Source organism: Pyxidicoccus trucidator, from assembly GCF_010894435.1.
Lineage (GTDB): Bacteria > Myxococcota > Myxococcia > Myxococcales > Myxococcaceae > Myxococcus > Myxococcus trucidator.
The window spans coordinates 51,581-64,172 of record NZ_JAAIXZ010000031.1 but is presented as its reverse complement, the minus strand read 5'-3'; the positions used below and the strand labels follow the sequence as shown (position 1 = coordinate 64,172).

The 12,592-nt window shown below is 71.2% G+C and carries 13 protein-coding genes; 5 read left to right on the top strand and 8 right to left on the bottom strand.

All coding sequences use genetic code 11. The annotated features are described in order from the left end of the window. Positions 1-6: 6 nt before the first annotated feature. The 8 genes from G4D85_RS46315 to G4D85_RS46280 all read right to left on the bottom strand — a co-directional run bounded on the left by G4D85_RS46315 (position 7) and on the right by G4D85_RS46280 (position 6,590). Positions 7-1,212 (bottom strand): outer membrane beta-barrel domain-containing protein, encoded by a 1,206-nt coding sequence (locus tag G4D85_RS46315; RefSeq protein WP_164021150.1) that lies wholly within the window; start codon positions 1,210-1,212, stop codon positions 7-9. 12 nt (positions 1,213-1,224) lie between these two features. Then, positions 1,225-2,049, bottom strand: coding sequence for an outer membrane beta-barrel domain-containing protein (locus G4D85_RS46310; RefSeq protein WP_164021148.1), 825 nt, complete (start codon positions 2,047-2,049; stop codon positions 1,225-1,227). Positions 2,050-2,451: 402 nt separating this feature from the next. Beyond that, positions 2,452-3,123, bottom strand: a complete 672-nt coding sequence (gene rplC / locus G4D85_RS46305) for a 50S ribosomal protein L3 (RefSeq protein WP_164021146.1) — start codon at positions 3,121-3,123, stop codon at positions 2,452-2,454. A gap of 144 nt (positions 3,124-3,267) precedes the next feature. Continuing rightward, positions 3,268-4,038 (bottom strand): hypothetical protein, encoded by a 771-nt coding sequence (locus G4D85_RS46300; RefSeq protein ID WP_164021144.1) that lies wholly within the window; start codon positions 4,036-4,038, stop codon positions 3,268-3,270. A gap of 131 nt (positions 4,039-4,169) precedes the next feature. After that, a complete protein-coding gene (locus G4D85_RS46295) occupies positions 4,170-4,643 on the bottom strand; it encodes a hypothetical protein (RefSeq protein WP_164021142.1) in 474 nt (157 codons plus the stop codon). 58 nt (positions 4,644-4,701) lie between these two features. Then, positions 4,702-5,817 (bottom strand): HupE/UreJ family protein, encoded by a 1,116-nt coding sequence (locus tag G4D85_RS46290; protein WP_164021141.1) that lies wholly within the window; start codon positions 5,815-5,817, stop codon positions 4,702-4,704. 51 nt (positions 5,818-5,868) lie between these two features. Then, the gene (locus tag G4D85_RS46285; protein WP_164021139.1) at positions 5,869-6,435 is read right to left on the bottom strand and encodes a hypothetical protein; all 567 of its coding nucleotides are present in this window, start codon (positions 6,433-6,435) and stop codon (positions 5,869-5,871) included. Continuing rightward, complete coding sequence (locus G4D85_RS46280) at positions 6,432-6,590, bottom strand: lmo0937 family membrane protein (RefSeq protein WP_164021137.1); 159 nt, start codon at positions 6,588-6,590, stop codon at positions 6,432-6,434. The genes G4D85_RS46285 and G4D85_RS46280 overlap by 4 nt, the downstream gene beginning before the upstream one ends. 286 nt (positions 6,591-6,876) lie before the next feature. Between G4D85_RS46280 and G4D85_RS46275 the strand changes: the two genes are divergently transcribed. The 5 genes from G4D85_RS46275 (at position 6,877) to G4D85_RS46255 (ending at position 12,266) form a co-directional block, all read left to right on the top strand. Continuing rightward, positions 6,877-7,614 carry a lytic transglycosylase domain-containing protein gene (locus tag G4D85_RS46275; RefSeq protein ID WP_164021135.1) on the top strand — a complete coding sequence of 246 codons (738 nt, stop codon included), beginning with the start codon at positions 6,877-6,879 and terminating at the stop codon, positions 7,612-7,614. 234 nt (positions 7,615-7,848) lie between these two features. After that, positions 7,849-8,172 (top strand): STAS domain-containing protein, encoded by a 324-nt coding sequence (locus tag G4D85_RS46270; protein ID WP_164021133.1) that lies wholly within the window; start codon positions 7,849-7,851, stop codon positions 8,170-8,172. A 97-nt stretch (positions 8,173-8,269) separates the two neighbouring features. Next, entirely contained in the window at positions 8,270-9,250 is a 981-nt protein-coding gene (locus G4D85_RS46265; RefSeq protein WP_164021131.1) for an AAA family ATPase, read from the top strand. Continuing rightward, complete coding sequence (locus G4D85_RS46260; RefSeq protein ID WP_164021130.1) at positions 9,247-10,215, top strand: DUF58 domain-containing protein; 969 nt, start codon at positions 9,247-9,249, stop codon at positions 10,213-10,215. Before G4D85_RS46265 ends, G4D85_RS46260 begins: the two co-directional genes overlap by 4 nt. Continuing rightward, positions 10,212-12,266 carry a transglutaminase TgpA family protein gene (locus tag G4D85_RS46255; RefSeq protein ID WP_205526009.1) on the top strand — a complete coding sequence of 685 codons (2,055 nt, stop codon included), beginning with the start codon at positions 10,212-10,214 and terminating at the stop codon, positions 12,264-12,266. Before G4D85_RS46260 ends, G4D85_RS46255 begins: the two co-directional genes overlap by 4 nt. The last annotated feature ends 326 nt before the right edge of the window (positions 12,267-12,592 follow it).

Below are 12,592 nucleotides of genomic sequence, written 5' to 3'. Positions count from 1 at the left end.
TGGGCGTCAGAAGAGGATGGAGAAGCCGGCGTAGAAGCTGATGTTGTTGAGGACGTCCGAGGACGGCTCGGCCACCAGGTCGCGCCCGAGGATGATGTCCTCGCGGTAGTTCTTCTTCGTGTCCGGGTCCACGCCGTCGAACTTCTCGTACTTGCAGCTGCCGCTGAGCGGCAGCGAGGCGAAGTCCTGGTTGCTCGCGCGCGCCGCCTCCAGCGCCTCGAAGTCCGCCAGGTTGCACCCGTCCACCTTGTCCACGCGGGCGGTGTAGATGAGGTCGCGCACCTCCATGCGCAGCGCGTACGACTCGCCGAACTGGAGGCGGAAGCCGCCGCCCACCGAGCCGAGGAACTTGTTGCCGGTGTCCCCGAAGCGCGCCGGGACGGTGAAGGACTGGCCGTCCACCTCGTTGGCGACTTCCGGGCGGATGAGGTGGCGCGTGGCGCCGATGCCCGCGCCGCCGCTGAGCACCACGCTGAACTGCGCCAGCGAGTCGTTGAGGAAGGCGAACTTGCCGTAGAGGGGCGTCACCTCCACGCCCGCCTGCGCGCCCCACACCAGCAGCAGCGACGAGGCCGCCTGCGCCTGCTCACGGACCTTGTCGATGAGCTCCAGGTTGAAGCCGCTCTCGTTCGAGTACCAGTTGTACTGGCCCGTCACCTGGAACGCGAAGTTCTCCTGCAGGTGGTAGACGTACTGGAGCGCCGAGCCGGCGTGGTTGGTGTACTTGCCGTTCACCTGCACCGTCGCCGGGAAGAGCGCCAGCTCGTGACGGCCCTCGTCCGCGAAGCGCTTCTTCTGGACGATGTGCACCGACACGTTCGGGTTGTAGAGCGGCGCGCCGTGCACCAGCCGCTGCTGCTGCGCCTCGGTGGTGCGCGGGGCCTCGGCGGCCAGCACGGGCGCGTCGTCCGGCGTCGCGGGCGCCTCGGGCTCCGTGGGCTGGGGCTGGGCCACCACCGGCGTCTCCTCCGGGGTGGACTCGGGCGCGGGCGCCTCGGCCGAGGTGGGCTCGGGCGCGGGCTCCGGGGCCTCCTCGGGCACGACGGGGTCCGGGCGCGAGGCGGGCGGCGCGGGGGCCTCCGGCTTCGGCTGGGCCTGCGCGGGCGGCGGCGGCACGGACGTCTCCGCGCCGGGCGCGGGCACGGGCGTCGACTGCGCGAGCGCGATAGCCGGCGCGGCGACGAGGAGCGCGAGGGAGAGGATGGGTCGCATAGTCAGGAGGACCTAGAAGGAGAAGGTGTAGCCAAGGTCGAACTGCACCAGGTGCGTGAAGCCGGGGCTCGGCGCGGGCTCCCCCGTCTCGAGCCCCGCCTCCCAGTCGTCGCGCTGCAGGTTGACGCGGTAGGCGTCGCGGAACATCCAGTCGCGCAGCTCCAGCCGCACGCCGTGCTTGCCCAGGACGAAGAAGCGGAAGCCCACCGCGGCGGACACCACCGGGGCCACCCGCGTCTCCTTCACCCAGAAGTCCTGATTGGCGGAGCCCCGGTCCTCCGGCACCGAGCGGTCGTCACAGATGCCCAGCTCCCGGTCCACCACCTGGCTGCACTGGATGACGGAGTTGCGCTGGAAGGAGCCGAGCCCGCCGCCCGCCCAGACGTACGCCTGGAAGTGGGCCGGCAGGTCGGACAGCAGGCTGAGCTTCCCGTAGATGGGAGCCCACCGGACGCCGGCCACGCCGTGGAGGTTCATCTCCCAGAGGTCCTCGAGCTCGTCGGTGATTCGCTTGTCCTCGCGGTCCAGGAAGCTCTCGGAGATGGAGCGCGCGAGCCCGGTGTGGCGGCTGGCCGCGTACCCGGCGCGCGCCTCAATCGCGAAGGTGTCGAAGACGTTGTAGGCGACGCCCGCGTTGAAGAAGTAGTGCGCCGTCAGGTGCGTCTGCACCGGCAGGCCGACGCCCAGGGACAGCTCCAGCTGCCCTCCGGGCTCGAACAGCCGGTTGCGGACGACGACATTGTCGAGGACCTTCTCATCGTCGGCCTGCGCCACGGCGACTGGCGCCGCCAGCGACATGGCCAACGAAGCAAAGACGCGGAGCGTGCGTGCGTTCATGGTTCCTGCCCGGCCCGTGGGGTGGGCCGCCGTGTGCGGGAGATGGGAAGCCTCCCCCATCCCGGGCGCCTGCGTCACCCGACGATCAGGCCCCTTCGTGGCGCATCCATGTGCACACGGCCGCCACGACCGACAAGCCACGATGGCGCGGAGTCTGAATTCTTTTCACCCACGCCTGCTCCCGGGCGCCCACCGGTCAACGTTTCCCGCCCCCGCGGTGACACGGCCGTGGCAATGGGGAACGAAAGGACCCACGAGAGGGCACACCCTTCCCCACCTCGGAGGTCCTCACGGCCTGGGGCGCCCTACCCCGCAAAGCGGACGCCCCGCCCGGATGCCCGACGAGTCGGGCCCGGAGGCGGGGCGTCAGGAGCGCCTGGACTTCAGGACGCTCGGGGCGAACTAGCCGCGCGCGGCCTTGTGCTGCGCGCGCATGGCCGCCTTGATGCTCGGGCGGACGTAGACGACGGCGTTGTTGTGGCCGGCGACGGCGCCCTTCACGAGGATGAGGCCCTTCTCCACGTCGATGCCGACGACGGTCAGGTTCTGGGTGGTGATCTGATCCACGCCGAAGTGACCGGGCATCTTCTTGTTCGGGTAGGTACGGCCAGGCGTCTTACGCTGACCGATGGCGCCCGGGTGACGCTGATACTCGTGCGTACCGTGCGTCTTGGTCTGCGAGCCCTTGAAGCTCCAGCGGCGCATGACGCCGGAGAAGCCGCGGCCCTTGCTGATGCCCGTGACGTCCACGAGCTCGCCCTTGGAGAACATGTCCGCCTTGAGGGCGTCGCCAACGTTGAAGGAGGCAGCCTCCTCCGGCGTCACGCGGAACTCCTTCAGGTGGCGGCGGTAGGGAACGTTGGCCTTCTTGAAGAAGCCCCGCTCCGGCAGGGTGAGGATCTTCTCGCGGATCTCACCAAAGCCGAGCGTCACCGCGGAGTACTGATCCTTCTCCGGGGTGCGCTTGCCCACCACCTGGCAGGTGCCCACATCGATAACGGTGACCGGGACGAGGTTGCCCTCCTCGTTGAACACCTGGGTCATCCCAACCTTCTTGCCAATCAGACCCTTCACGTCGTCCTCACTGCCAGCGCGCGTGGCGCGGAAAAACCCAAGAAAATCAATGGCCTGGACTGCTCGCGTCCCCGCGGTCGCCAGGAAGCGGCGCAATGTAGCAGACGCGCCCCGCACGTCAAGCACTCCGGGCGGGGTACGCCCTCACTGAGCGCGATCAAGCCGCGGGTAGAACGGGGCGAGCTGCGCATCCGGGATGCGCTGCGCGTACACGTCCTCGCCGAGCAGGAACAGCGCCTGGTCGAGATAATCCTCCGCGGCTTTTACCTGTTCCTCGTGGGTGACGATTGCCTGGTCGAGCTCCGCCATCCGCTGCTCGTGATCCAGCTTGCGCGCCTCCTCCTCGTCCTCCATCTCCAGCAGGCGCTTGTGCGCCAGGATGCCGGCGGCGCCGGGCTGACCGGGCAGCGGGGTGAGGGCGGTGGACAGGCGGACCTCCAGGTCCTCCACCTCGCGGCCCAGGCGCATCTGCGCGAGCCGGTTCTTCTTGAGGTTGGTGCGGGCCACGTCGATCTTTCCGATCTCCTGGCCCGTCAGCTCCATGTCCTTGATCTTCTGCTCGAGCTTCAGGAGGCCGTCCTGGGCGTAGCGCAGCTCGGCGCGGCGGGTGGACAGCAGCTTGCGCAGGTCCTTCACCTTGCCTTCGATGGCGTCCACGGCCTTCTTCCACTTCTTCACGATGGCCTGGTGCCCGGTCCGCTCCTCGGCCTGCTGGGCCTGGAAGTCCTGCCAGGCCCCGTCCTCGTCGTTCATCTCCTGCTCGAGCCCCGCCAGCTCGTCCCGGCGCGTCACCACCGCCTCCTCGGCGCGGTAGACACGGTCCATGGAGCGAGGGCAGTTGGGCTTGCCAGGCAGCCTGTCACGCGCCAGGTCGCCCAGTTGGAAGATGAGGTCGTTGTAGGTCTCCTTCGCCATGGGCGGTGTTTCTACGCCCAACGCGCGGGGACTGTCACCGGGAGAGCGAGCAAACGACGGGGTTCCTCCCGGAATGGAGGCCCCCTTCAGGATCAGGCGGGCGCCTGGGGCGCCCCCTACCCCGCCACCCTTCAGGAGCTGGCGGGAGCGTCGACGCCCGACGAGGTGCTGTGCATGACGGCGGCCAGGGCGCCCTCGGCCAGGGCGAGCAGCTCCCGGGCGCGGTCCTGCTCCTCGGTGCGGTTGAGCTCACACACCCAGGCGGAGGAGAGGTCCGCCTGCTGGCGGGCCAGCTCGGCCGTCGTCTCATAGCGGGCGGCGGAGGCGCGGGCGAAGCAGCCCTCGCGACGCAGCTCGAGAATCGTGTCCGCGTCCAGCTCGATGTCTTCCGGCGGGACGGGCAGCGGCCCCCGCCCCAGCGCCGCCAGCCGGGCCAGCAGGCGCGAGGCGTGCGCTCGGCAGAACGCGGCCAGCACCATCAGCCGCGCCCTCACTCGCGCGTCTCCGATGCGCTCCGCCAGCGCTGTCATCCGCCGAGCGGAGACGACCTCCGCCTCCCATGCGGCGGCCAGCGCAGCGGCCAGCCGGGTATGCCTCGCACCCATTGACGTCCCCCGTTCCCTACCCTCTATGCCGGCAACGTAGGGACGCCCACGGCCGGATTCAACCGAGTGCCCGCTCGAACATCCAGTACCCACCAGCAGCAAGGATGCACACCGACACGGCGCGGACGGTGCGCACGTGAAGCACGGGCCGGCGGCGCACCATGCGCAGCACCGGCAGCAGCACCGCCACCACCGCTGCCTGCCCCAGCTCCACGCCGACGTTGAAGCCGAGCAGCGCCGGCACCACGGCGTCGCCCAGCCCGTAGCCGACGAGCACGCTCGCGAAGCCGAAGCCGTGGATCAGCCCGAAGAGGAAGGTGACGAGGACGCGGTGGCGGTGCTCGCGCAGGACGAGGTTCTCCACCGCCATATAGATGATGGAGGCGGCGATGGCGGCCTCCACCCACCGGCCCCGGGCGCCGTCCAGCGCCACCCAGCCGAGCACCGTGGCCCCGAGGGTGATGGAGTGCGCGACGGTGAACGACGACACCAGCAGCAGCACCCGCTTCCACCCGCCGCCAACCAGGAGCACGGCCAGCAGGAAGGTCAGGTGGTCCACGCCCTCGAAGATGTGGCGCACGCCCTCCAGCACCCACGCGCCCACGCCGCGGATGGGTGAGCCGCCCCCCGGCCCGGGGATGGCCACGCTCGGCTGCGCGGCGTCGGCGTACACCGCGCCGGGCACCTCTCCGTCGAGCGAGCTGCCGAGAATCACCCGGTACCCCACGGGTAGCACCGACAGCACCGTGTACGTCTGCCGCAGCGGCCCCGGAGGGCAGGTGAAGGTGGCGGACAGCTCCACGTACGTCTGCCGGAACAGCGCGGAGTGCGAGGTGCGCGCGCAGGGCTGACCGCCGGCGGTGAGGGGCAGCGCATCCCACACGCCCACCTCGAGCGCGGCGCGGCGCGACTCCAGGTCGGCCTGGGACACCGTGCCGTCACCATCCGCGTCGGCGGGCAGCAGCAGGCCGAGCGTGCCCGCCGTCAGCGTGAGCACCTGGCGCACCTCCGAAGCCTGGCTCGAAGCCTGGCTCCCGGACGGAAGCCCGCCCTTCGAGGCGTCCGGTGCGGTGCGGCGGACCTGCGAATAAAGGATGTCGGCGTCGTGCGCGGAGGCCGCGCCCGCGACCAGCAGCAGGGCCGCGAGCACCACCCGGGGGGAGGCCCTCGTCATGACCTCCAGCCTGCCGTCATGGCGGGCCGGCGTCTACCGCCGGCCGCCCGCCTACTCCTGGATGAAGCGCAGCTGCACCTGCTGGCGGCCGCTCAGTCCGCCGTGGCGCGTGCCGCAGTAGGGGCAGTAGAGGGGCTGGTCCCAGTCCCACAGCACCTTCAAATCCTCCCCGCAGCACAGCATGGGCAGGGTGCGCAGCAGCTCGTCCGCCTCCGGGTCCATGGGACCGGGCAGCGCCTCGGGGGCCACCGCGACGAAGGTGGGCCGGGGGTTGAGTGACAGCGTGCGCGAGACATGGGCCATCTGCTCGTAGCGCACGTGGTTGGCCCAGGCGCGCGCCACGGACTCCAGATGGGTCTGCTGCGCCGGGGTGAGGAAGGAGTCCGCCTCCGCCCGCTGGCCGCAGTAGGGGCAGCGCCACAGCGGCAGGCCCTCCTCACCCTCGTGCGCGTTCTCGAAGGAGTAGAACGCCTGCAGCTTGTGCAGCACCGCGCGCGCGTCGAACGGGCCCGGCCGCATCTTGAAGGGGCGCTGGCAGTTGGGGCACTCGCGCCGCGTGAAGCCCGCGGTGTCCCGGGGCAGCTCCAGGCCCGTGACTTCCAAGCCGCCTCCGCTCATGAGGTCGCCGTCCTGCGGCCGTGGGACACCACCGCCAACAGGAAGGCCACGAAGGAGAACAGCAGCAGCAGGTGGACCCAGTAGCCCTCCGTCGAGCCCGCGGTCATCCCCAGCGCCCACAACACCAGCAGGATCATTCCCATCGTCCAGTACACGCCACACCTCCACGCCTCACACCCCTGGCGCGGGCAAAGCTAGGAACGGGTACCGGGTGGGTCAACCCAGTCCTTTTCACAGCCTCACGTTGGGAACCGCACTGCCCCATCCGGGCATTTTTTCCGACCCGCGGGGCCATCCTCCGCGCCTTGCGTGGAGATCTCTTAAGGAGAGCAGGGAGGAAAAGGGGCATGGCACGCCGCCTGCTTTGCCGCCATCGCGTTGGAGTTGGGTTGGAGTTGCAGGTTCAGCGGGCGCGGAAGCGTGGGCGCCGGGGAGGGCGGGATGCGGGGCTGGACGGTGGCGATGACGACGGCGGCGATGCTGGTGGGCTCGGGGGCCTTTGCGTTTCCGGTGCAGGTGCCGGAGGGGCCGCAGGGCGAGGCGCCGGAAGTGATGGAGCTGCGCGCACAGCTGTCCGCGCGTGAGGCCGAGCTGAAGTCGGCCCTGGCGAAGCTGCAGGCGTACGAGGACGAGGCGGACTACGGCGAGGCGGAGCGGCTGGGCGTGGCCGAGCTGGTGAAGGCCTCCGGCCTGCCGGAGCGTCAGCAGCGCCGGCTGGCGGTGACCATCGTCCGCGAGGCGCGGCGCAACAACGTGGACCCGCTGCTGGTGGTGGCGGTCATCAAGTGCGAGAGCAGCTTCAACAACTACGCGGTCTCCGGGGTGGGGGCCATGGGGCTGATGCAGGTGATGCCGGACACCGGCAAGTACCTGGCGGACAAGTCCGGCTACCGGCTGGGTCGCTCCAGCAACCTCTTCGACTCCGAGACGAACGTCATGCTGGGCACCGCGTACCTGGCGGACCTCATCCAGCGCTTCGGCACCGTGGAGAAGGCGCTCGTCGCGTACAACGCCGGCCCCGGGCTGGCCAGGCGCATCCTCGCCAAGCCCGAGGTCCGCAAGAAGTTCATGGCCGGCTATCCGACGAAGGTCGTGAAGGAGTTCCGGAAGCTGAAGGCCCACCAGGAGCGCCAGCTGACCCTTCTCGATCAGCAGACGACGGTTGATCGCAAGGGATGATGACCAGGCAACAGGCAGTAGGCCTGTTGCCTGACAGTCGCGTGAAAGTTGCCCAAGGGGGGGATGACCTTCCAGGGCGGCAGGTGCAGTGTGTGCGCCCGGTTGAGAGCACTCCACGGGTTGTCTGACGCGTGGAACCACCGGGCCACGGGGTGGCCCGGGGCGTGCTCTCAGCCCCAGTGCCCAGCTCAACGGCACATCGTGCACACAGCATCTATTTGGGAGAGCACAGCGATGGCGGGGCTACAGATCCACCGTGAGGAAGTCGCAGGTTGTGTCACCCTTCGTCTGGAAGGCATCCTGGACGGCAGGACGGCGCAGGAAGTGCGTACCTCCCTGGAAGGGCTGAGCGGTCGCGAGGTCGTGCTGGACTTCACGCACCTGCGGGAGTTCAAGGACAGCGCGGTCGGCGTGTTGACGAGGAACCTGGTGGAGCGGCCCGTGCAGCTGCGCGGACTCGCCACGCACCATGAGCGGATGTTCCGGTACTTCGGCGTGGGCGCGGCTCCGTCCCAGCGTCGCGCGTACTACACGCCCGAGGACATCCTCTCGGCGTGAGCAGTCCTCCCACCCGGTGGGCAGGCAGGCGTCCCCGGCGGGACGCCCGGCGATCGGGTGTGCCGGCCCCGGAGGGACTCGGCTAGAGTGGCGGCAGATGAATCAGCCTGCCCGCGTCCTGTCCCCCGTCCCCTCTCCTGCCTCCGCGCGCTCGGCGATGGAACGGATCGCCACCCAGCTGGGTCGCGCGGTCCAGGGCAAGGAGGCCCAGGCCCAGCTCGTCGTGACGTGCGTGGTTGCCGGAGGGCACCTCCTCCTGGAGGACGTGCCAGGTGTGGGCAAGACGACACTCGCCGAGGCCCTGGCCCGGGCCTGTGGCTTGAGCTTCTCGCGCGTCCAGTTCACCGCGGACCTGATGCCCGCCGACATCCTCGGCGCCCAGGTCTTCCACGCGCAGTCCGCCACCTTCCAGTTCCGCCCCGGTCCCCTCTTCCGTCAGCTGGTGCTGGCGGATGAGCTGAACCGCGCCCCGCCGCGCACCCAGTCCGCGCTGCTGGAGGCCATGGCCCAGGGCCAGGTGTCGCTGGACGGCGCGACGTACCCCCTGCCCCCGCCCTTCACGGTGGTGGCCACGCAGAACCCGGTGGACTTCTCCGGCACCTACCCGCTGCCGGACTCGCAGCTGGACCGCTTCATGGTGCGCATGTCGCTGGGCCACCCCGCCCCCGAGGTGGAGGCGCGCCTGCTGGCCACGCGCGGCGGCGCCCCGGCCCTGGACGCGGTGGAGGGGGTATCCGGCCCCGAGGAGGTCGCCTCCCTGCGCGCCCTGGCCGCGGAGCTGAAGCTGGACGCGGCGGTGGCGGAGTTCGTGGTGCGGCTGGCCACGGCCACCCGCCAGCACGGCGACATCGAGCGTGGCGCGTCCACCCGCGCGGTGCTGGCGCTGGGCGCCGCGGCGCGGGCGCAGGCGCTGTGGGAGGCCCGGGACTTCGTGACGCCGGGCGACGTGCGCGCGGTGCTGGTGCCCTGCTGGGCGCACCGCGTGCTGCTGCGCAGCGCCGTGCAGGGCGTGACGGCGCGGGACGAGGCGGCGCATCTTCTGGAGGAGATCGCCCGAAAGGTCCCGGCGCCCCGGTGAAGCTCCGCCGCAAGCCGTGGTGGGCCTGGCTCCGCGCCCGGCTCCGGCCACCGCGCACCCTCAAGGTGACGCGCATCGGCCGCACGTACCTGGTGGTGACGTTCGGCGTGGGCCTGGGCGCCCTCAACACCGGCAACAACCTGCTCTACCTGCTGCTGGGCCTGCTGCTCAGCATGGTGGTGGTGTCGGGCGTGCTGTCCGAGCGCTGCATCCGCGACTTGTCCGTGCGGCGCGTGGGCACCGACGCGGCCTTCGCGGCGGAGCCCTTCGCCTTCCGCTGGGCCCTCTCGAAGAAGCGGGGCCATGGCTTCGCCCTCACGCTGGCGGAGGCGGACTCGCCGCTGACGGGCGAGGGCGGCGTGGGCTACCTGCGCGCGGGCGTGGACCACGTGGTGCGGGCGGACCTCACCGCGCCCCAGCGGGGCCCGGTGCTGCTGACGGGCGTGCGCGTGACGACGACGTGGCCGCTGGGCCTGTTCGCCAAGACGCGCGTCTTCCCGCTGGAGGGCACGCTGCTCGTGTACCCGCGGCGCGGCTATGCCTGCCAGGACCCGGGCGAGGCGGAGCGCGGCCCGGTGGGTGACGCCGGCAACCCGCGCCGCAACGACGGCACCGGCGACGTGTCCGGCCTGCGCGAGCTGATGCAGGGCGAGGACGCGCGCCGCATCCACTGGAAGAAGAGCGCCGCCCTGGGGAAGCTGCTGCGCGTGGAGCGCGAGCGCGAGGAGCGGCGCACCTGGGTGCTGGCGGTGGCGGCCGGGCTCGAGGGCGACGCGCTGGAGCGCCGCTGCGAGGAGGTGGCCGCGCTGGCCCACCGCCTCATCGAGGAGGGCCACGAGGTGGGGCTGGACACGGCGGACGGCCGTCTGCGTCCGGCCGCGGGCAGCGCGCAGGAGCGCCGCGTCCTCCGGACCCTGGCGTGGCTGGGCCACGAGGGGCCCCGAGGCGAAGAGGAGGCGGCATGAGGCAGGGCTCGCGGCTGCGGCTGGTGCTGAGGGACCTGGGCTCCGGCGCCGCCTTCGCCTCCATGGCGGTGTCCGGGCAGTTGCCGGCGTGGACGCTCGCGCTGTACGGGCTGGCGCTGGTATGCGCGCTCGCCGGGTGGCGGCTGTTCGCGAGGAGGGCGAAGCTCACCGCGCTGCTGCTGCTGGTGGCGGCGGTGGTGCTGGGCATGAACGTCCTGGCCGGCGCGCTCAACCTCGTGGTGGCGGCGTGCGGCTTCGCGGGGCTCATCTCCGCGCACCGCCTGCTGTCCGCGCCCGAGCCGGCCACCGACGGACAGGTGCACCTGTCCGGGCTGCTGATGGTGGCGGGCGGCGCGGCCCTGTCCGGCGAGCTCGTCTACGGCTTCTTCCTGGTGGCCTTCAGCGTGCTGTCCAGCCTGTCGCTGGCGCTGGGCGTGGTGGAGGCGGCGGTGCCGGAGGGCGAGCCCATGCCGGTGCGCGAGGTGATGCGCCCGCTGGCGAAGGGGCTGCTCTTCGCGGTGGCCGGCGCGGTGGCCTTCTTCATCCTCTTCCCGCGTCTCAACTGGAACATGATGGGCCCCCGCACCTCGCCGGGCCTGGGCGCTGCCACCACCGGCTTCTCCGACACCGTGCGGCTGGGCGGCGCGGGCACCATCAAGGGCAACCCCCGCATCGTCCTGCGCTCCACCCTCTCCCCGGACCCCGGGAAGGAGTACCTGGACGCGTACTGGCTGGGCCGCACCTACGACATCTTCGATGGTCAGGAGTGGACGAGCGTGGGCCGCCCGCCTCGCGGAAGGCTCTTCATGGTGACGCTGCGCCCCGGCGCCGAGGGCCTCGTCCACCAGCGCATGGAGCTGCTGCCCGCCTACGGAGCCCGGACGGCGGTGGCGCTGGAGTCGCCCGCAAGGCTGGGCAACGCGGCGGCCCATACACAGACGGGAAGCCGGCGCATCACCCTGCAGGAGATGGGCGGCGGCGAGGTGCGCTTCCTGGACCCCGCCACCTCGTACACCTACGAGGCCTACAGCCTGCCGCCCGGCGGCAGCGGCGACAAGTTCGAGGACCTCCCTGCCGATGAGCAGGACGCGCTGCTGACGCTGCCGGAGGCGATAGATGCCCGCGTCGGGCAGACGGCCGCACGGGTGCTGAACGGCGAGCGCGAGCCGCTGGCCGCCGCGCGGAAGCTGGCCGACTGGCTGCAACGGGAGCACGCATACACGCTGGAGCTGAGCGGGGACGTGGAAGACCCGCTCGCCGACTTCCTCTTCGAGCGCAAGGCGGGGCACTGCGAGCACTTCGCCACCGCCCTCACGCTGATGCTGCGCACGCAGGGCATCCGCGCGCGGCTGGCCACCGGCTTCTTCGGCGGCGAGCGCGTGGCGGGTGGCTACATCGTCCGCGCGGGCGACGCGCATGCCTGGACGCACGTACTGGTGCCGGGGCGCGGCTTCGTCACCGTGGATGCGACTCCGCCCTCCCACCGCGCCAGCCAGTCCTCCGTCGTCCTCCAGCGGTTGCTTGCCCTCTACGAGGCGATGGAGGCGGGCTGGCGCAGCGCCGTCGTCGACTACTCCTTCCGGGACCAGATGGACGTGGCGCGGGCACTCGTCCGCCCGCCGCGCTCCCGGACCGGAGAGGAGAAGCCGAGCCGCCTGCCCCCGCTGCGCGCCTGGGCCGCCGCGCTGGTCGCCGGCATGGTGGCCTATGCGGCCTGGCGAGTGCTCGCCCGCTTCCTCGACCGCGAGCGCCCGCATGAGGCCACGCGCTTCGTGGACGCCGTGGAGGCCCAGCTCGCCTCCGCACGCCTCGAGCGCCCCGAGGGCGAGACGCTGGAGGACCTGGATGCGCGGCTCACGCGCGAGGGCCATCCGCTCTCCCCTGCCCTGAGCCCCATCACCCGCCGCTATCTGGAGGCCCGCTTCGGCGGCCGCCCCCTGCGGCAGGGCGAGGCGGCCGTGCTCCTCGCGACACTCAAGCGCGCCGTCGCCGACGAGGCCCGTCGCGCCGCCGACGAGAGCCGCACGCCGCGCGCACGCCGCGCCTCCTGAGTACCGAGGCCCCTCGGCCTCCTGCTCCCTCCCCGGGCGTCCCGTCGCGTTTTTCAAAACGCGCCTGTCATTGGCAGGCAGCGTCGTTACGCCTTTTCCGTCGCCCGGGCAGACAGGGCCGGGCCACACGCGGGAGGCCTCTTGCGGATTGCTCTGAACTTCCTACCGCTCGGTTTTCGAGGGCTCCCACCAGGGGAGATGTAACGGTTACAGCTTTCCCGCCTTGTACACGCGGTCAGGCATCGCCAACCCCCCGCAGACATTGGGGAAGACGGAAAACAGCCAGTTGGCACCGCCGTTGCTCAAGGCCCTTCTCGTCAAGTTGT